The sequence below is a fragment of the Solibacillus sp. FSL R7-0682 genome (genome assembly GCF_038005985.1).
Classification (GTDB): domain Bacteria; phylum Bacillota; class Bacilli; order Bacillales_A; family Planococcaceae; genus Solibacillus.
Genome location: NZ_JBBOUI010000001.1, coordinates 1,423,630 through 1,441,897, shown reverse-complemented (window position 1 = coordinate 1,441,897; position 18,268 = coordinate 1,423,630). Strand labels below are relative to the sequence as shown.

General features: G+C 37.6%; 21 protein-coding genes. 7 read left to right on the top strand and 14 right to left on the bottom strand.

The features are described 5' to 3' along the window. Position 1 precedes the first annotated feature (1 nt). From pstC to MKZ17_RS07225, 4 genes are all read right to left on the bottom strand, one after another. Positions 2-946: a phosphate ABC transporter permease subunit PstC gene (gene pstC / locus MKZ17_RS07240; protein WP_340723081.1), complete on the bottom strand. Its 945-nt coding sequence runs from the start codon at positions 944-946 to the stop codon at positions 2-4. A 98-nt stretch (positions 947-1,044) separates the two neighbouring features. After that, positions 1,045-2,037, bottom strand: a complete 993-nt coding sequence (locus tag MKZ17_RS07235) for a PstS family phosphate ABC transporter substrate-binding protein (protein ID WP_340723080.1) — start codon at positions 2,035-2,037, stop codon at positions 1,045-1,047. A 160-nt stretch (positions 2,038-2,197) separates the two neighbouring features. Then, the gene (locus MKZ17_RS07230; RefSeq protein WP_340723079.1) at positions 2,198-2,611 is read right to left on the bottom strand and encodes a response regulator; all 414 of its coding nucleotides are present in this window, start codon (positions 2,609-2,611) and stop codon (positions 2,198-2,200) included. 96 nt (positions 2,612-2,707) lie between these two features. Beyond that, positions 2,708-4,918: a peptidoglycan D,D-transpeptidase FtsI family protein gene (locus MKZ17_RS07225; protein WP_340723078.1), complete on the bottom strand. Its 2,211-nt coding sequence runs from the start codon at positions 4,916-4,918 to the stop codon at positions 2,708-2,710. A 193-nt stretch (positions 4,919-5,111) separates the two neighbouring features. Here MKZ17_RS07225 and crcB point away from each other — a divergent pair, with 193 nt between their 5' ends. Both crcB and MKZ17_RS07215 read left to right on the top strand, forming a co-directional pair. Then, positions 5,112-5,468, top strand: coding sequence for a fluoride efflux transporter CrcB (gene crcB / locus MKZ17_RS07220; protein ID WP_340723077.1), 357 nt, complete (start codon positions 5,112-5,114; stop codon positions 5,466-5,468). Between the two features lie 5 nt (positions 5,469-5,473). Continuing rightward, positions 5,474-5,824 carry a fluoride efflux transporter FluC gene (locus MKZ17_RS07215; RefSeq protein WP_340723076.1) on the top strand — a complete coding sequence of 117 codons (351 nt, stop codon included), beginning with the start codon at positions 5,474-5,476 and terminating at the stop codon, positions 5,822-5,824. Between the two features lie 90 nt (positions 5,825-5,914). On the opposite strand, the gene MKZ17_RS07210 is transcribed toward MKZ17_RS07215, so the two are convergent. Then, positions 5,915-6,673, bottom strand: coding sequence for an SDR family oxidoreductase (locus MKZ17_RS07210; protein WP_340723075.1), 759 nt, complete (start codon positions 6,671-6,673; stop codon positions 5,915-5,917). A 153-nt stretch (positions 6,674-6,826) separates the two neighbouring features. On the opposite strand from MKZ17_RS07210, the gene MKZ17_RS07205 reads away from it, so the two are divergent. Continuing rightward, the gene (locus MKZ17_RS07205; protein ID WP_340723074.1) at positions 6,827-7,390 is read left to right on the top strand and encodes a TetR/AcrR family transcriptional regulator; all 564 of its coding nucleotides are present in this window, start codon (positions 6,827-6,829) and stop codon (positions 7,388-7,390) included. Here MKZ17_RS07205 and MKZ17_RS07200 read toward each other — a convergent pair. From MKZ17_RS07200 to MKZ17_RS07190, 3 genes are all read right to left on the bottom strand, one after another. After that, positions 7,387-7,827 (bottom strand): DUF1801 domain-containing protein, encoded by a 441-nt coding sequence (locus tag MKZ17_RS07200; protein WP_340723073.1) that lies wholly within the window; start codon positions 7,825-7,827, stop codon positions 7,387-7,389. The genes MKZ17_RS07205 and MKZ17_RS07200 overlap by 4 nt on opposite strands. A 132-nt stretch (positions 7,828-7,959) precedes the next feature. Next, the gene (locus MKZ17_RS07195; RefSeq protein ID WP_340723072.1) at positions 7,960-8,565 is read right to left on the bottom strand and encodes a superoxide dismutase; all 606 of its coding nucleotides are present in this window, start codon (positions 8,563-8,565) and stop codon (positions 7,960-7,962) included. Positions 8,566-8,773: 208 nt separating this feature from the next. Beyond that, on the bottom strand, positions 8,774-9,253 hold the full coding sequence (locus tag MKZ17_RS07190; protein ID WP_340723071.1) for a DUF456 domain-containing protein: 480 nt from the start codon (positions 9,251-9,253) through the stop codon (positions 8,774-8,776). Between the two features lie 161 nt (positions 9,254-9,414). On the opposite strand from MKZ17_RS07190, the gene MKZ17_RS07185 reads away from it, so the two are divergent. From MKZ17_RS07185 to MKZ17_RS07170, 4 genes are all read left to right on the top strand, one after another. Beyond that, complete coding sequence (locus MKZ17_RS07185; RefSeq protein WP_340723070.1) at positions 9,415-9,921, top strand: DUF1189 family protein; 507 nt, start codon at positions 9,415-9,417, stop codon at positions 9,919-9,921. Between the two features lie 78 nt (positions 9,922-9,999). Next, positions 10,000-10,335 carry a hypothetical protein gene (locus MKZ17_RS07180; RefSeq protein WP_340723069.1) on the top strand — a complete coding sequence of 112 codons (336 nt, stop codon included), beginning with the start codon at positions 10,000-10,002 and terminating at the stop codon, positions 10,333-10,335. A gap of 127 nt (positions 10,336-10,462) precedes the next feature. After that, a complete protein-coding gene (gene ispG, locus MKZ17_RS07175; protein ID WP_340723068.1) occupies positions 10,463-11,572 on the top strand; it encodes a flavodoxin-dependent (E)-4-hydroxy-3-methylbut-2-enyl-diphosphate synthase in 1,110 nt (369 codons plus the stop codon). Between the two features lie 16 nt (positions 11,573-11,588). Then, positions 11,589-12,164: a hypothetical protein gene (locus MKZ17_RS07170; protein WP_340723067.1), complete on the top strand. Its 576-nt coding sequence runs from the start codon at positions 11,589-11,591 to the stop codon at positions 12,162-12,164. A gap of 88 nt (positions 12,165-12,252) precedes the next feature. Here the strand turns inward: MKZ17_RS07170 and MKZ17_RS07165 are convergent. From MKZ17_RS07165 to MKZ17_RS07140, 6 genes are all read right to left on the bottom strand, one after another. Further along, a protein-coding gene (locus tag MKZ17_RS07165; RefSeq protein ID WP_340722276.1) for an IS3 family transposase occupies positions 12,253-13,583 on the bottom strand; the annotation gives its coding sequence in 2 pieces (ribosomal slippage) (positions 12,253-13,208 and positions 13,208-13,583; 1,332 coding nt in all). A 156-nt stretch (positions 13,584-13,739) separates the two neighbouring features. Then, a complete protein-coding gene (locus tag MKZ17_RS07160) occupies positions 13,740-14,552 on the bottom strand; it encodes a C40 family peptidase (RefSeq protein ID WP_340723066.1) in 813 nt (270 codons plus the stop codon). Positions 14,553-14,565: 13 nt separating this feature from the next. Beyond that, a complete protein-coding gene (locus MKZ17_RS07155) occupies positions 14,566-15,372 on the bottom strand; it encodes a serine hydrolase (protein ID WP_340723065.1) in 807 nt (268 codons plus the stop codon). Further along, the gene (locus MKZ17_RS07150) at positions 15,338-16,276 is read right to left on the bottom strand and encodes a S66 peptidase family protein (RefSeq protein ID WP_340723064.1); all 939 of its coding nucleotides are present in this window, start codon (positions 16,274-16,276) and stop codon (positions 15,338-15,340) included. Before MKZ17_RS07150 ends, MKZ17_RS07155 begins: the two co-directional genes overlap by 35 nt. Beyond that, positions 16,273-17,229 carry an oligopeptide/dipeptide ABC transporter ATP-binding protein gene (locus MKZ17_RS07145; protein WP_340723063.1) on the bottom strand — a complete coding sequence of 319 codons (957 nt, stop codon included), beginning with the start codon at positions 17,227-17,229 and terminating at the stop codon, positions 16,273-16,275. Before MKZ17_RS07145 ends, MKZ17_RS07150 begins: the two co-directional genes overlap by 4 nt. Then, positions 17,219-18,268, bottom strand: a complete 1,050-nt coding sequence (locus MKZ17_RS07140) for an ABC transporter ATP-binding protein (RefSeq protein WP_340723062.1) — start codon at positions 18,266-18,268, stop codon at positions 17,219-17,221. Before MKZ17_RS07140 ends, MKZ17_RS07145 begins: the two co-directional genes overlap by 11 nt.

Here is an 18,268-nt window from a genome sequence, read left to right as displayed (position 1 = left end):
ATTAATACTCCTCTCGGAAGCGTTTTGAAATGTAAGAGGCTAGTAAATTCATCATTAATGTAAAGATAAATAACGTAAAGCCAACCGCATAAATTGAATAGTATATGGTCGTACCGTACCCAGCATCTCCTGTTGTTACTTGTACGATGTAAGCTGTCATCGTTTGAATAGAGTCTGTGAAGCCAAAATCAAATCTCGGTGTCGATCCTCCGGCAAGAGAAACGATCATTGTTTCACCAATCGCACGGGAGACACCAAGTACGACAGATGCCACAATACCAGATAATGCTGCAGGTAGCACGACCTTAATTGCTACCTCGAACTTCGTGGCGCCAAGTCCTAGTGCACCTTCACGAATAGTACGTGGGACAGAACTCATCGCATCCTCTGACATAGATGTAATCATTGGTAAAATCATAATTCCTACAACAATCCCTGGACTAATCGCATTAAAGATTTTTAAGTTCGGAATGATCGCTTGTAAAATCGGTGTTATGAAAGTGAGCGCAAAAAATCCGTATACAATTGTTGGAACACCTGCTAGTACTTCTAAAATTGGTTTAACTGTTTTACGAACTCGCTCTGAAGCATATTCACTTAAATAAATTGCTGCCCCTAAGCCAAATGGAACTGCAACCAATATAGCAATTAATGTTACTTTAAAGGTTCCAAGTATTAACGGTAAAATACCGTATAACGGCTCTTTTCCTGAAAACGGTAGCCATTCTTTTCCGAAAATATAATCAGTAATTGATACACGGGTAAAAAATTCGATTGTCTCAAAAATGAGTGTAAATACAATCCCAAACGTCGTAAGCACCGAAATTGTTGCAGCTAAAAAAAGTCCTGCTGGTACGATCCTTTCGATGACTTTCTTTCCTTTGCGATTGCGGGACTTTGCAATGAGTGCCTGAACAGATACTGGTTCATGTTGCTTTGTCGTCATGAACGGTATTCCCCTTCCAAATTCATATCCATCTTCTACTTTCTGTTGAAATAAAAATGTGAGGGGCAGGACGCCACCCCACATTCATTTTTATTCGCTTATTTTAATCCTTCTAATACTTCTAAGCTGGCATTGTACTTTTCTTCAGGTAGCTTTACATACCCGACAACTTCAGCCATTTCACCAGCATTTTCTAAAGTAAATTTGATAAAGTCGAATGCTGCTTCGCTATCTTTTACTGCGCTATTTTTCACGTATACAAATAATGGACGTGATAATGGAGAATATTCCCCTGATTCAATTGTTTCGTTTGTTGGCTCAACACCATTAACCGTAACAACTTGAAGCTTGTCCTTATTTTCTAGATAGTAAGCATAGCCGAAGTAGCCAATTGCGTTTTTATCTGCTGTTACACCTTGTACAAGTACATTATCATCTTCAGATAAAGTAGCCGTTTTTACGATGTCTTCACCATCTAAAATCACTTCATCGAAGTAGTCATACGTTCCAGAATCGGCTCCTGGAGAATAGAATACGATTTTTTCCGCTGGCCATGAAGGGTCTATATCTGACCATTTCTTTTCTGTACCATCTTCAATCCAAATTTGTTTTAACTGCTCTACTGTTAAATTTTTAGCCCATGTATTTTCTGGGTGAACTACTACTGATAAACCATCGTAAGCTAATTCAAACTCTGTAAAGTCAATGCCTGCTGCTGCTAGCTCTTCTTTTTCTGAATCTTTAATTGGGCGAGATGCATTTGAGAAGTCTGTTTCACCATTGATGAATTTTTCGAAGCCGCCGCCTGTACCAGACACACCAACAGATACACGAACGTCTTTTTGTACGGCTGCATATTCTTCAACTAATGCTTCTGTGATTGGAGCTACCGTTGAAGAACCATCTCCCGCTACGTTACCTGTTAATTGTGCATTGCCTGATTCAGCTTGTTTCGCTGCATTCTCAGTTGATGAAGCCTCTTCTGAACTTTCAGCTGATGAAGAAGTGCCATCTTCGTCACTTCCACATGCGCCTAAAAATAATGCTGAACCTAGTAATGCTGTTGATGTTAAGTACTGCCACTTTTTCATTTGTAATTCCTCCGCTTGTTATTAAAATGTTTTTTCTTACAATTCATACTATAAAGATAGTTTGTTGAGAGAATATTTTTCGCTCGTTAATTAAAAGTAAATGATTGTAAATAAAAAAAGACATTTTGCATGTTTTTTTGCAAAATGTCTCATTTTCGACTTATTGAAGCTTTTTAACAGACTTAATGTTAATAAGTTTAACTTCATGTTCTGTAATTGTTGCTGGCGCCTTCTTTGTTTTAACGGTCTGCGTATGTAATAGAATCGTTTTCGCGTCCTTTGGATGGGCATAGCCTTCAAAAGTTGTATTGTAAAGGGTTGTCCCATCTCGTAGCGTGACAGTTGCCTTCTTCGCATCAACAAGCTCATGTAAAAATGGATAGACCTTTACATTTCTCTCTCGTTCGGCTCGCACTAACCGAGGCTCTAACACTAAAAGTAGCCCTTCAAAAATGACAACATAAATAACTGACATTAATACAATAAGCCAAATGGGCATGTCCATCATGGCTAAAATCACCGCATTACTTAATGCTCCAACAATGACTACAGTATGTAAAAGTTTTTTACGCATCGCATGTTCTCCTTACTTTCCACTAATATGTACTTTTATAAGTTAGATTTTTATTTCTTAAAAAAATCCCGTAGCGTAACACTACGGGATTTCAATTTATTCGTTAACCGTTTCCTCATCTTCATCTTCATTTAATGTTTCAGTAGAAGATTTAATAATTGGTTTTTCGACTTTGCTCGATGAAAGGCCATCTTCTACATATTTCTTTTTCAAATCAAAATAAGCGTCCAATAACTCACGAGCTGTCTCATTTCCTTGTGGTAAATAAATATCAAAGTTCGTTGTTGCCCAAGGGTATATAATTGCATACGCAATTTCTGGATCTTCAAATGGTGCATAGCCTACATGTACGATATTAATCGTATCGGTACCATATTTCTCCTTCTGAGGTCCGTAGTAAACTACTTGGGCAGTACCTGTTTTACCAGCTGCTGTAAAATTAGCATCTCTAAATCTACTTGCTGCTGATCCATTGGCACCGAAATAAACACGACGTAACCCTTCTTGCACTTGGGCAATTTCTTTTTCACTATTTTCAATACGGTTTAAAATAGTCGGTGTTACTTCGTTAACAATTTGCCCTAAATTTTCTCCATCCTTTGAAGGATTACGAATTTCTTTTAGCATGCGTGGTTGAATACGGTAGCCACCATTGGCAATTGTTGAAATATATTGGGCTAGTTGTAATGTTGTATACGTATCAAACTGACCAATAGCTAAGTTCAGCATTTTTACATCTGTATCCGGATCAGCCTGATAACCAATTGTTTCTCCTGGTAAATCCACACCTGTTGGTACACCTAAACCAAATTGGGCATATTCATTACGCATTTTTTGCAATGTGCCATCTGCTAAACTGAAGCGCATCCCAGGGGTATATGTTCTACCACCTACACCCATCGCAATTTTAAACATGTAAATGTTGGATGATCGTTCAAGTGCCGTTAAATCATCTAGCATGACACTACCATATTTATTAAATAATGAGTTTAACGTAATATTACCAATATGCATTGGAGAATCGAGCATTACTTGACCTGGTTTAATGATGCCTTCATTATAACCCATCAATACTGTCGCTGCTTTTACAGCCGACCCTGCTTCATAGGCTGTTGTAAACGTTCCATAGGAATAATCGATGACATAACGTTCATTCGTTTCCTCATCATACTCGAGTTTCTTCCCAACTACGGATAGTAGCTCTCCTGTTTTCGGATTCATCGCCACTAAAAAGGCACGATCTAAAAGCTCGGCAGAACTACCATATGATTTTAATTCTAATAGCTTCTGTTCCAAAATCGCATCAGCCTTTTGTTGTAGCTCTAGGTCGAGGGTTGTGACTAAATCTTTACCTGGCTCTCCATCAAAGGTTGTAACGGTCTCAACAACTTGCCCCTTTTTGTTTGTTAAGTTTTTAACGACTGATTTCTCACCTTGTAAAATTTCCTCATATTCGGCTTCAAAATAACTTTCTCCTACTCGGTCATTTCGTGAGTAGTCTCGTGCTAAATAGAAATTCAGCTTTGATTTTGGTACACCTTTACTTGGAACGGTTGTACGGCCTAATACTGCTAACGAGGACAATCGAACACGCTTCCAGTCCGTTGTCGTGTTGACCCCAGGTAAATCAGTTAAATTTTCAGATACTCGCGCAAATTCATCAGCAGTTACGTTTTCACCTTTAATAATTTGTGGTGATAAACTGTAGCCTGTCATCATTTCTCGGTAAATGGCTAACACTTCTAAATCATTATCCGTTAATTGAGCGAGTTCTTCATCTGTAATTCGTTCTCGAATACGACGGTCGTATTCTGCATTAAACGCTTTTGTTTCTAATTCTTCGTTTTGCTCACGGAACTCATTCATTTCCTCTTGTGTAACTTTTTCCTTCGCATCATCCGGATTTAATAAAATCCAAAAATCTAGCTTATCACGCTGTGTAATTTTATCGGTTGGCTGTTCAATTAAATGTGCTAGCTTTTTAGCAATGTCAAGCATTTCAGAGGACTTGGTTGTCTGCATTTTTGTATATGTAATCGCATTTTCAGGCTGATTATCTACTAAAATTCTTCCGTAACGGTCAAAAATACGACCTCGTGGTACACTCGTATTTACCCGTACTTCCTCTTTACGCTCTAGTTCTAGAACATAATCCTCACCTTTTACTATTTGTAAGTATCCTAAACGGAAAATTAATACCGAAAATAGAACAAATATTGAAAAGAAAAGGACATTCATCCGAAAAGTTAAGCTCGCGCGCTGCTTTGCCTTTGGATTTGGTGTGCGATTTTGTGGTAATTTTCGCAAATGAGATTCCCCTTTCTTAAATATGTGAATAATACATTTTAAATCATAGATTTAAGTATAACACCCCTTTATCAATGAAAAAAGAGTGGACTTCACTTTCCTTTATCTTTTAGACGGTCCAGAAAAAATAAAGGTTTCCATTTTTAAAGATTCCATTCAAAATAAATGCAAGAACGATTTTTGAGGTGATAGCATGACCTATTTTGCAGTCGGGATTGGTGGCTCGCTTGGTGCTGTTTTACGCTACTGGATAAGCAGCTTAATTTCTATAACAGATTTTCCTATAGCAACTTTATGTATAAATTGGGGTGGAAGCTTTTTATTAGCATATTTAATAGGAAGGCAGTCTTTTAAGTATCATCCTACTTTAAGAATTGGAATTACAACTGGGCTTTTAGGAGGCTTTACTACGTTTTCAACATTTAGCTTAGATGCATTTCAACTGTTGCAGCTTGGTCATATATTCTTTGCCATGCTTTATATTTTTAGTACTGCTGTAGGTTGTCTCCTACTAAGTGCACTCGGATTCTTAATGGGTAAAAAGGAGTGAAATGAATGTTTTTAGTAGCACTTGGTGGTTTTTTTGGTGCAATGGCTCGTTATAGCATAACCCAATTATGTAATAAACTAACAAACATATCAAATATTATGGCTACTTTTTTTGTAAATAGTTTAGGCTCCTTTTTATTAGGAGTTACGTTTGGAATACAAGTTAGTGAAGGCTGGTACTCATTGTTAGCAATTGGTTTTTTAGGTGCTTTTACAACGTTTTCAACTTTTTCCTTTGAAGTGTTTCAGCTCATTGAACAACGAAAATATCCAATTGCATTTAGTTATTTAACAAGTACTATTTTGCTTGGGATTGGACTTGCCCTAGCTGGCTACTACATTAGTTATACAGCATAAAAAATAGGAACTGCACATACATCTCCGTACAGCAGTTCCTTAATTGACAAAAGCTTTGTAAGTTTTCACCTACAAAGCTGTCTTAAAAAATTAGTAAGTTGTCCATCCTGCATCTGCAGTAATTATTTGACCATTAATGAAGCTTGAATCTTCAGAGCCTAAAAATACTGCTAAGTTAGCGATTTCTTCTGGCTTACCAACACGTGGAATTAATGCAGAACCTTTTTGCTGTTGACCTGCGCCATATTGGCTAACATTTGTCATCGATTGTTGAATGTTTGTCATAACTGCACCTGGGGCAATACCATTGCAGCGAATACCACTTTGTGAGTACATGAATGCTGTATTTTTAGTTAGCCCAACAACAGCATGTTTAGAAGCTGTATAAGCCGCTCCTGCGCGACCACCGTTTAAGCCACCCGCAGAAATATTGTTAATAATTACACCGTGACCTTGCTTTAAAAATAGGTCAGTAGCAATACGCATTGATTTCATGACTGATGTTGTGTTTACCGCGAAAATTAAATCCCAACGATCGTCTTTGATTTCATTTACTGGCTCAAAACCATCCATAATTCCTGCATTATTTACTAAAATGTCTAATTGACCAAATTGTTCGATTGTTGTATCGAATAGTTTTGTTAAATCTTCGTCTTTTGCTACGTTTGTCGCGATTGCAAATGCTTGACCTCCGTTAGCAATAATTTCATCTGCTACTGTTTTAGCACCTGCTTCGTTTAAATCTGAAACGACTACCTTTGCTCCTTCTTTCGCGTAAGCTTCAGCGATCGCTTTCCCCATACCAGATGCAGAGCCCGTTACGATCGCTACTTTATCTTTTAATTTCATAATAAATACTCCCTTTCAGAAACAAGATATTGTACAACTGTTCAATAAAAATTATAATCAAAACAAAATAAATGTACAAACAACAGAAAATGTACTTTTCGTTCAATAATCAACACTTTTTAAGAGATGTGTTCAAAAAAGGAGAATTTATTTATGGATTTACGTGTCAAAAAGACTCATGAAAGCTTGCAACGTGCTTTGCTTATCCTATTAAAAAACAAATCTTTAGAAAATATATCGGTAGCGGAGCTTTGCCGTATTGCAGAAATAAACCGCGGCACATTTTATTTACATTACAAAAATGTCCACGGTGTATTTGAACGCTATTTCACTGAAATCGTCAAAGATTTAAAGCTATCCTATGAGTTTCCCTACGATGTGACGCAAGATAATATTTCACAGCTAACGCCTGAAATGATTCAAATTTTCCATCATGTTAAAAAGTATGAGTCATTTTATCGCATCGTATTCGATGAAAAAATTCCAATGATTTATTATCAAAAGCTTTTTGCAACAATTCGATCATTTATTTTGTCCTTTCACAATGAGCATGTCCAACAAATGCCCGAAAAACAAATCGATTATTTTGTTAGTTATACGGCCAATGCAATTATCGGCATTATTTTGCAGTGGCATCATAATAACTACGAAGAGACACCCGAACAAATTAATCAATATTTAGTAAATTTCATTCGCTTTAAAGATATGAGCTTTTAACCTTTTAAATGCGTTTTCTCGTAAAGCTCAATCCATTGATTGATCGTCATCTTTTGGCAAAGCTGTGCGATTAAGTTATATGGAATATGCTTCGTCGAAGTCCAGCGAATACAGCTTTTACCCATGTTGAGCTTTGTAGGTACAGTTTTTTCGTATTCTTGCTTAAACCATGCTAATAATGTTGAATCTGCATACATCCCCAAATGATAGAGTGCTAAATGCCTTTTTTGTGGGGCAATACTCAAAAATGGTAGTGGTGTATTTGGTGTGACATGATAACCCTTTGGATAGGCTTCAAGCGGTACACTATAGGCAATCATATTACCTGTTAGCGTCTTTTCAAAGCCTGACGGTATATTTTCATCTACCGTTAGCATCAGCTGTACAAATGCAGCATGCCATTTTTCATCAATCTGTGCGATAAATTCATCAAACATATACTTCACTCCAAACTTTCCTAATTAAAGAAATCTTACCGAATCACACAAAAAATGTCATGAAAAAACGCATGAAAAGTATTGAAACTTCTCATGCGTTTTGAGTATGCAATATATGGCGACTAAATAAACTTATTTAGCTGCTTGGAATTTAGCTTCTACTACGTCCCAGTTCACTACGTTCCAGAAAGCACCGATGTAGTCTGGACGACGGTTTTGGTAGTTTAAGTAGTAAGCGTGCTCCCAAACGTCTAAGCCTAGGATTGGCGTTTTACCTTCCATTACTGGAGAGTCTTGGTTTGGAGTTGATGTTACAGCAACAGAGTCACCGTCAACGATTAACCAAGCCCAACCTGAACCGAAACGAGTTGTTGCAGCTTTAGCAAACTCTTCTTTGAAAGCGTCAAATGAACCAAATTTTGCGTCGATCGCAGCAGCTACTTCGCCAACTGGTGTGTTAGAACCGCCTGGAGCGATTACTTCCCAGAATAATGAGTGGTTTGCGTGACCGCCACCGTTGTTACGAACTGCAGTTTGAATGTTAGCTGGTAATGCATCAATATCAGCGATTAGTTCGTTAATATCTTTGTCTGCATATTCAGTACCTTCTACAGCAGCGTTTAAGTTTGTTACGTAAGTATTGTGGTGTTTAGAATGGTGGATCTCCATTGTTTTTGCATCGATATGTGGTTCTAATGCATCATAAGCGTAAGTTAATTCTGGTAATTTGTAAGCCATTTTGTATTCCTCCCTGGAACAATGTTTTAATGTTGATTACAGTACTAGGTTATCAAAAATAAGCGCTACCTTCAACGAAAAAAATAGTAAATTGTACATTTCAGCCTTTTGACGGAAATATTGGTTTGCTTCCTAGCACATCCCTTTGTAATCATTTCCAAAACTAGTGTACGACAAATGGCTGTATAAATTCAATTAATACACTAGCCTAAATTGCAATAAAAAATAAAACAATCATAACCGCCTGTACAATCCCCTTTGTAACAACTGAAGTTAAAAATCCAATGACCGATCCAACACCCACTTTCACGGCCTGATTAATGGATTTTCGCTCTACTAAAAGTTCTCCTATAATTGCACCGATAAACGGGCCAGCTATAATCCCTGCAAATGGGATGACAAACGGTCCAATAAGTAGACCAATGGTACTCCCCCACATACCAGCTTTAGAGCCACCAAACTTTTTCACACCGACTAAGTTTGAGATAGTGTCCGCTGCAAATAGCAATGCAACGAACAAAATTTCAATAACCCAGAACCACCATGGAAAATGACTAAAACTAAAAAATAGACCGTACGCGATAAACCCTCCGAGTAAAAATAATACAGACGGAATTATCGGATAAACAAGCCCAACAAACGCGATGATAAATAACGCGATAATAATAACCCACGCGACGATTTCCATTTACTACACATCCTTTAAAAACACTTTTTTTATCGTTTATTATTTAAATCACTTCTAGACCAACTATACGTAAAAAATGAAGAAAAGTTTCAATTTCCTTCTAGCCAATGTTAATGGAGAATATTTCATGTTAAACTACTGCAAAAGGAGACAAAATACATATGAAAATTTCTCACATGCAATTATTAATTGATAGTTTAACAAATCCTAAAAAGCTAGGCGCCTATCGAATATTATCCATTGGTAAAGTAATGCAATATGCCTTTTTAATGATCGCGTTACTGACAGCATTTTCATTTGGTCAGTTTTTAAATAATGGTACAAATGAAATATTTGGCTATTCAGAAATCGAACAATATGCGAAAAGTATACAATGGATTGTGTATCCGATTGCGCTTGTCATGTTATTTGTCATGAACACCGTCGTGTACTTTGTTAAAGTTAGCTTGTATGCCCTTGCTGGACAACTTTTTATCAATCCAATGAAGCGACGCGGGGAATATCGTCAAGTTTGGCGATCAGCAGTTTTTGCATGTACATGGGCAACATTTATAACGATGTTCGGTAGCCTATTCCCTATTTCACCAACTATTATGACGCTTGTTAGTGTATTTATAACAATGTTGTTTATTATTCTTGCATTAACTAAATATCCTTTAGCAAAATAAAGAATGAATCCTTCTCGTAAACATATAATTCAGTAAGAACTTTTACTAGTAAATTATATGATAAACGGGGGGATTTTTTTGCGCTTTCTCATAGCTTCGATTATTATTCTGATACTTGCCTTCGTTATTAAAGTTGATATACAAGAAGGTACACTTCCAATGACTTCTTTTTATGCTGCACCTGCTCCCTGTGTGGAAAAGGATGAATATTCTTATGTGACCGTTACAATAATGGAAGGCGATACCATTTACAGTCTATTTTCCGCAACACCTTCTCCTACGAAAATGACCTTTCCTGAAAGATTAGCAAAGTTTTACGAACTAAATCCGCACTTACAATTACAAACGCTCGTACAAGGTGATACAGTATTAATTCCGATTCACGTAAAAACGGAAGAAATGTGCTCAAAATGAAATCGTAGCGTTTCTTCCTTGTCCTTCGAATCATACACTGATAAAATAAAGTTCAGTGACGGCTTACATATATATTAATCGAATCATTCGATTAGACATTTAAAAGCCTGAGAAGGAGAGAATTTTCATGAGTGAAATCGTTCACCGTACGAAAACGCGTCCTGTACGTGTCGGTAATTTAACAATTGGTGGCAATAATGAAGTCGTAATTCAAAGTATGTGTACGACAAAAACACACGATGTTGAAGCGACAGTTGCTGAAATTAAACGTTTAGAAGAAGCAGGATGTCAAATTGTACGTGTCGCTGTTCCTGATGAACGTGCAGCAAATGCGATTCCAGAAATTAAAAAACAAATTAATATCCCATTAGTTGCGGATATTCACTTTGATTACAAGTTAGCATTAAAAGCAATTGAAGGCGGTATTGATAAAGTACGTATTAACCCAGGTAATATCGGACGCCGTGAAAAAGTTGAGGCAGTTGTTAATGCCGCTAAAGCAAAAGGTATTCCAATTCGTATCGGTGTAAACGCTGGTTCTTTAGAGCGCCACATCCTTGAAAAATATGGCTACCCTACTGCAGACGGAATGGTTGAGTCTGCATTACATCACATAAAAATATTAGAAGACCTAGACTTCCACGATATTATCGTTTCTATGAAGGCTTCTGACGTTAACCTTGCAATTGAAGCGTATGAAAAGGCGGCAAAAGCATTTGATTACCCACTTCACCTTGGTATTACAGAATCAGGTACATTATTTGCTGGTACTGTAAAATCAGCTGCTGGTTTAGGCGCAATTCTTTCTAAGGGGATTGGGAATACATTACGTATTTCCTTATCAGCTGACCCAGTGGAAGAAATTAAAGTAGCTCGCGAACTATTAAAATCATTCGGGCTTGCATCCAATATGGCTACATTAATTTCATGCCCAACATGTGGCCGTATTGAAATTGACTTAATTTCAATTGCCAATGAGGTAGAAGAATATATTTCTAAATTAAATGTCCCATTAAAGGTAGCTGTACTAGGCTGTGCGGTTAACGGTCCTGGTGAGGCGCGTGAGGCTGATATCGGTATTGCAGGTGCACGTGGAGAAGGCCTACTATTTATGAAGGGCAAAACAGTGCGTAAAGTACCAGAAGAAACAATGGTAGAAGAACTGAAAAAAGAGATTGATAAATTAGCTGCTGAAATGGCTGAAAAACGTGAAGCAGAAGCAAACGCGAACGCATAAAGAGGAGTATATTGAAATGGTTGCTGGAAAACATCGATTTGGAATTGATATTGATGGGACGGTTACTTGTCCTGCTACGTTACTTCCTCACATTAATCGACAATATAATATTAATATGACGATTGCTGATGTAACGGAATACGATTTTTTAAGTGGCTTTCCACATCCTGTTGATCGTCAACAATTCAATTTATGGTTTAAAGAAAATGAGCCATACATGTATCAAGTGAGTGAGCTTGCAGCGGATGCCCAAGCGATCTTAACAGAGTGGCAAAAAAAATATGAGCTCTATTATATATCCGCGCGTGGTACAAATGTGTTTGATGTTACGAAAAACTGGTTCGCTGAATTTAATGTGCCCTATGATCACATTGAGTTAATCGGTAGTCATAACAAGCTTGAGGTTGCAAAAAAGCATCAAGTGGAAGCATTCTTTGAAGATAAGCATGACAATGCTGTTCAAATTGCAGAGGAGCTAAGCATTCCAGTTGTTTTATTCGATACACCGTACAATCAAAAGCCAGTACCAACTAACGTAATTCGCGTATCCAATTGGCTCGAAGCGAACGAATGGATTTGTAAAAACTTTTAAGCAATACATTATAAAAGGTGATGGATAGAAAAACTGAACTGAACCCTATTTTGTAGACAGTTTAATAAAAAACAAGATAGCCATTTAATTAGGCTGCGATTAGATGACTTCGGTAACTCGCCGGAGTCATCTTTTTTAATGTCCATTGCTTTCTTGTGTGGTTGTAATGCGTGATATAGTCAATGACTTGTGTATGTAGCTCCGTGAAACTTTCAGCTTCATGATAATCGACTTCATCTTTAAAATGACCAAAGAACGATTCCATTGGCGCATTATCTAGACAGTTTCCTCGACGTGACATGGATTGTTTTAACCCCATGTCTTTCACAAGCTTCTGAAATCCTGGATGTGTATAATGAAACCCCTGATCCGAATGAATCATTGCTTCCGGATGAAGATTCCCATCCAAATGATGTTTTAATTGTTCAAGTGTTTCATAAACAATCGACAATTTAAGAGTAGTAGCTAGTTTATACGCAACGATTTCTCTCGTTGCGACATCTTTTACACATGATAAATAAGCCGTACGGCCACCCTTATATTGGAGATAGGTAATGTCTGTTAAGAAGACTTTTCCTGGCTCGTCTTGTTTGAATGCCCGATTTAAGTAATTTGGAATTTGACGATGTGCTTCATTCGCTTTTTCTATAAGTCGATAAGGATTGGCACGACGAACCTTCGCATACAAATTAAATTTACGCATCAATCGAAGAATTTTTTTATGGTTCATCGGTTTCCCTAATTGGTCCACCAGTTCCATATAAAACCCTCGATAACCAATTTTGCCTTTTGCTTCATCATAGATTACTTTTAGTAAAAGATAATCTTGATAATCAGCTTCTTCACGTAATGAATGTTTCTCCATATTTTGTCGCCATTTATAGTAACCACTCGAGCTGACATTTGCTACTTCACAAAGATACCGTGTCATATTTTTGAGTTGAAATAATCGAATCGTTTCACTGATTGCTTGATATTTTTCTTTGGGTGTTAAAAACGATTCTTCTTCGCCTGCCTTTCCATTTCGTCGAGCTTTTTTAAGAGCGCTAGCTCTGCTTCCAATAGACGAATACGAGCTTCTGCTTTCTCTAACTTTTTATCAGCTGATAATTTTTCGGCACGTGGGCGACCTGTACTGCCTTTTCCACGACGCTCTTGTGTAAAACCATCCTCACCGTATGTTTGATAAATTTTCTTCCACCTATGAACAGCACTTTGAACTTTTTTAATCCCGATGATTTCTAAATCAAAGCCTGCAGCTTTGAAGATTTCGGTAGGCCCTTTGCCTTTTAGATTTTCTTGAACAGCTTTTAATTTGAAAGCTACTGTATATTGAATAGATCGATCGGTTATCAAAACGACATTTGGATTCTGTTCAATTTGTCGACGTTGATGTTCGTTAAAAATTATTTTACTCATGATGTTCTCCCGTTCTTAAATCGTATGGTCAGTATAACGGGGATTTCTAGGAATGAAAATAGAAAAAACCCCGAATAGGTCACTTTTTTCTAAAGTGTCTACTATTCGGGGTTCAGTTCAAACTTCTACTCATCACCTTTTTCTGTTGCTTTTCTTTTAAAATATACTCCCAATCCCCGTAATGGTCGTCGCTAAATCTTCTCGATAGTTTTCATCCTGTGGATTTAAACTATTAATATTTACTTCATTACCACCTAACGAAGAATGAATATAGTGTTGGCCACCAATATACATTGCCACATGACCTGGGAAGAAAATTAAATCCCCTCGCTTCATAGCATCTTGTGTAATTTCGCGTAAAGGGAAACCCTCTACAATATTTGCATCCCGATAAATATATGCACCATTTAACATATATGCCATGGAGCAAAGCCCTGAACAGTCAATGCCTAAAGGTGATTTACCTCCCCAACGATACGGTGTACCTAAATAACGAAACGCTGTTTGCACAACCTGCTGACGGAATAACTCCTCATTTAATGTATATACTTTTATACGATCTTGCACCCATTCAGTTCGCACATAACCGGTTTCACCTGAGACTAATTGAACTTTAGACCATTCTTGTGGTAACCCTTCTTCATCAATTTGTTGAAGAAAGGCACCACGTGTCAACGAAATAAGTGTTGTACTTTGTATTTTAGGTGCAGCAAGTACATCAGCAAAGCTTTGTATGACGACGCTATTTGCTGTTGTAATCCATGCTGAAACCTGCTCATTGCCAATAATTAAATTTTCCTTTAATACATAGCCCTCATAGCGATAAAAAGTACGGATCTTTACCCAGCTTTCATCAATTTCTTCTATAATTTCGACTGGCATTCCGTATAATGCCTCGTCGGCTACTTCTGCTAAAAGATTAGGCTCTAAAAACAATGTGGCTATACGAACATTAACAATTGCATTCACCCTTTCTCCCTCCTTACGTTCTATATGTGTCATAAACGATTTTCGAAATGGCCCCGATTAGCTGCTTCGCTTCGTCATTATTCGTTACTTCGGTCACAAATACCCCAATAAAATAATCACCAATGTCACTAAACACAATGCCAACATCATGATCGACCGTATCAAGTCCACCAGTTTTATGTGCGATTTTCACATTGTCACCTATATAGCGTTTTAATGATTCCGAGCTACGTTGACGACTTAAAATATCAACGGCGATTTGGTTCCAATTTTGTTCTAAAAGCTCACCCTCATATATTTTTTTAAATAATCGTTGCATATCTGCAGCTGTTGTTTCATTATCAAAGCCTTGCTGTTGACGTTCGAAGTCCATCATTTTCCGCTGAACTTTCGTTGCCTTTAAATCAAATGCCCTAAAATAGTGATGGAACTGCTCCATCCCTACAAAATCAATACATACATTTGTAGCGGTATTATCACTCGTTATGATCATCCAAAGTAATAGCTCGTATAATGTAGCGGACTTCACTTTTTGCTCGGTTAATACACTGAAATCTACAATATTCTCCTCGGCAATTGGAAATGTTTCGTAAAGGTCCCCACCGGTTTGTTGTAATTTCTGTAGCACCGCTATTAATATTGGTACTTTAATAACACTAGCACTTGAAAACACTTCGTCTTCTCGAACACCTATTGGCGGTATTTTTTCTTTATAGTCCTCCACCACCACATGTACTTTAAATGGACTTTGTTCAATTAATTCGTGAATTTTCGCTTCCATGGAATCACCCAATAACACGAAGCGATTTATTTGTTGCATCCATTGCCACCGTTTTTCCTAATGGTAAGGACATCGTCGGCAGAACATGCCCACACGTAACATTCATTAAAATTGGAATTCGAAGCGGTGTTAAAATTTCATCAAAAATCGTTTCGAGGCGTAGGCTATTTTCTGGTTGTTTCGGATTTGGTGGTCCACAATCTGTCCAAGCACCTAAAATAATTCCTGCTAATCCATCAAGCTTGCCCGTTAATTGTAACTGCGTTAGCATACGATCAATGCGTTGCTCGTTTTCATCAATGTCTTCTAAAAATAAGATTTTTCCCTGTAAATCAATTTCATAAGGTGTACCTAAAGAAGCAACAACAAGTGTTAAATTGCCCCCTGTTAATACACCCGTTGCAGTACCTTCAACGACCGTTGTCATTTCTTCTCCTGCAACATTTTCTAGCAAGTAATTATTCCAAGCAGTATTTGTCACACTGTTAATAAAATAGCGCCATGTATAATCATCCATCTGTTCTTTTATAAACTCAGTTGATGGCATCGGTGTATGGTACGTGACAAAGCCACATTGCTGATTGAAGACGATATGTAAAGCCGTCACATCACTATAACCTGCAAACACTTTCGGGTTATTTTTTATCATTTCTAGATCGAGCTTAGGTAAAATTTTCGTCGCACCATAGCCACCACGAATACAAAATATCCCATCAATATCAGGGTTGGCGAACATCGCATTCAACTCTGCTGCACGCAATTCATCCGAGCCCGCTAAATAGCCATGACGTGCCGTACAGGTTTCACCGACAATCACGTTGAAGCCAAGCTTTTCAACAGCTTCAATTGCTGGCTGTAGCCTCTCAGAGGGCGTTGCGCCAGAAGCACTGATTAATGCTACCGTATCGCCTTTTTTCAATGCTTTTGGAATGGTTAAAGTCATGACGTTACTCCTCTCGCCTCAATTTGGGCTTTATATTGTGCCTGTTCTTCTTTATTAGCTAACACAAAATGACCTTCCTCAATTTCAACAAATTCAGGTGGATCCATCTCATATTGATGTACGGATGGGTCATATACTTGAAGCTTTTTTTGACGCTCCTTATAAGGATTTGGCTCTGGAACTGCCGCAAGAAGTGCCTTCGTATAAGGATGCAATGGATTATTAAATAATTTTTCTGTTTCTCCTAGCTCAACAATTTTCCCTTTATAAATAACGGCCGTACGATCCGTAATAAAGCGAACAATTGATAAATCATGGGCAATAAATAAATAGGTTAAGTCACGTTGTTCTTGAAGGCTTGATAATAAGTTTAATACTTGTGCTCGGATCGAAACGTCTAGTGCTGAAATCGGTTCATCTGCAACGATAAACTCCGGTTCCATCACAAGTGCACGAGCAATCCCAATACGTTGACGCTGCCCCCCAGAGAATTCATGAGGGAAGCGAGAAGCGAATTCTGGTAAAAGGCCCACTTCAAGAAGTGCCTTCTTCACTTTGTCGATTCGTTCCTGCTCATTACGATATTTTTTATTGCTAATTAAGCCCTCTGAAATAATGTAGTCAACTTTCGCACGTTCATTTAGAGATGCCCCTGGGTCTTGGAAAATCATTTGAATGCGCTGCGTAATTTCCTTATCCCACCCACGGCTTATTCGGCCATTAATTTTTTGTCCATGAAATAAAATTTCACCGTTCGTTACAGGATTAATACGCATAATGGCCCGACCGATTGTTGTTTTACCTGATCCTGATTCGCCTACTAGCCCAAATGTTTCTCCCTTGTAAATATCAAAACTTACATTATCTACTGCTTTAAATTGCTTTTTACCAGCTCCAAAAATAATATCAATATTTTTCACTTCAATAATTTTTTCACGCTCTTTATTCGTCATATGCATAACGTCTCCCTTCTTCAAAAAATGCTTGTAACACTTCTGGAGGGTCGACTTTTGGTGCTTTTGGATCTAACAGCCAAGTGCGTGCATAGTGGGTAGCTGATATTTTAAAGAACGGTGGTCGCTCAACAAAATCAATTTTTAATGCATATTGATTACGCGGTGCAAATGCATCCCCTTTTATTTCCTTAAATAAGTTTGGTGGGGTTCCTTTAATTGAATAAAGCTCCTCACCTTTCACGCCTAACTGAGGTAACGAAGAAATTAAAGCCCACGTATATGGGTGCTTGGCGTCAAAGAACACTTCATTCGTTTTACCAACCTCAATAATATCGCCTGCATACATAACGGCAATCCGGTCTGCTACTTTCGCTACAACACCAAGGTCATGCGTAATATAAATCGTAGATAAACCATACTTCTCTTGTAAGTTTGTTAATAGCTGCAATATTTGCGCTTGAATCGTTACATCAAGTGCTGTCGTGGGCTCATCACAAATTAAAATTTGCGGGTCACATGCAATAGCAATAGCAATAACAATACGCTGCCTCATTCCGCCTGAAAACTCGTGTGGGAATTGCTTATAACGACGTTCTACATCATGAATCCCAACATCTCGTAATAGCTGTAATGTTTTCTCGTATGCTTGCTTCCCTTTTACACCTTGATGAAGAACGACACTTTCTTCAATTTGCTTACCAATTGTCTTTAATGGATTTAAACTCGTCATCGGATCTTGCGTAACCATGGCGATTTTTTTTCCACGCACCTTTAACCAGTCTTTTTCTGCTTTAAACTGGGTTAAATTATGTCCATCATATAAAATTCTTCCTGAATCAATAAAGCCATTCTTATCGAGTAAGCCCATAATGGATTTCACTAAAACAGACTTACCAGAGCCGGATTCCCCAACAATTGCAAGGCTTTCTCCTTTATATAAATCTAGAGAAATATCACGAATGGCTGTTAATGTTTGACCACGCAATTTAAACTTAATAATTAAATTTTCAATTGATAATATTTTTTCTCGTTCCAT

Excerpts from the sequence above, each read along its gene's own strand:
- MKZ17_RS07200 (WP_340723073.1), bottom strand. The coding sequence starts at position 7,827 with ATGTTTGATGAATTTATCGCACAGATTGATGAAAAATGGCATGCTGCA.
- MKZ17_RS07170 (WP_340723067.1), top strand. The coding sequence starts at position 11,589 with ATGGTTGCTGGAAAACATCGATTTGGAATTGATATTGATGGGACGGTT.
- crcB (WP_340723077.1), top strand. The coding sequence starts at position 5,112 with ATGACCTATTTTGCAGTCGGGATTGGTGGCTCGCTTGGTGCTGTTTTA.
- MKZ17_RS07215 (WP_340723076.1), top strand. The coding sequence starts at position 5,474 with ATGTTTTTAGTAGCACTTGGTGGTTTTTTTGGTGCAATGGCTCGTTAT.
- MKZ17_RS07210 (WP_340723075.1), bottom strand. The coding sequence starts at position 6,673 with ATGAAATTAAAAGATAAAGTAGCGATCGTAACGGGCTCTGCATCTGGT.
- MKZ17_RS07195 (WP_340723072.1), bottom strand. The coding sequence starts at position 8,565 with ATGGCTTACAAATTACCAGAATTAACTTACGCTTATGATGCATTAGAA.
- MKZ17_RS07205 (WP_340723074.1), top strand. The coding sequence starts at position 6,827 with ATGGATTTACGTGTCAAAAAGACTCATGAAAGCTTGCAACGTGCTTTG.
- MKZ17_RS07150 (WP_340723064.1), bottom strand. The coding sequence starts at position 16,276 with ATGACTTTAACCATTCCAAAAGCATTGAAAAAAGGCGATACGGTAGCA.
- MKZ17_RS07155 (WP_340723065.1), bottom strand. The coding sequence starts at position 15,372 with ATGCAACAAATAAATCGCTTCGTGTTATTGGGTGATTCCATGGAAGCG.
- MKZ17_RS07185 (WP_340723070.1), top strand. The coding sequence starts at position 9,415 with ATGAAAATTTCTCACATGCAATTATTAATTGATAGTTTAACAAATCCT.
- pstC (WP_340723081.1), bottom strand. The coding sequence starts at position 946 with ATGACGACAAAGCAACATGAACCAGTATCTGTTCAGGCACTCATTGCA.
- MKZ17_RS07235 (WP_340723080.1), bottom strand. The coding sequence starts at position 2,037 with ATGAAAAAGTGGCAGTACTTAACATCAACAGCATTACTAGGTTCAGCA.
- MKZ17_RS07145 (WP_340723063.1), bottom strand. The coding sequence starts at position 17,229 with ATGACGAATAAAGAGCGTGAAAAAATTATTGAAGTGAAAAATATTGAT.
- MKZ17_RS07190 (WP_340723071.1), bottom strand. The coding sequence starts at position 9,253 with ATGGAAATCGTCGCGTGGGTTATTATTATCGCGTTATTTATCATCGCG.
- ispG (WP_340723068.1), top strand. The coding sequence starts at position 10,463 with ATGAGTGAAATCGTTCACCGTACGAAAACGCGTCCTGTACGTGTCGGT.
- MKZ17_RS07140 (WP_340723062.1), bottom strand. The coding sequence starts at position 18,268 with ATGGAACGAGAAAAAATATTATCAATTGAAAATTTAATTATTAAGTTT.
- MKZ17_RS07230 (WP_340723079.1), bottom strand. The coding sequence starts at position 2,611 with ATGCGTAAAAAACTTTTACATACTGTAGTCATTGTTGGAGCATTAAGT.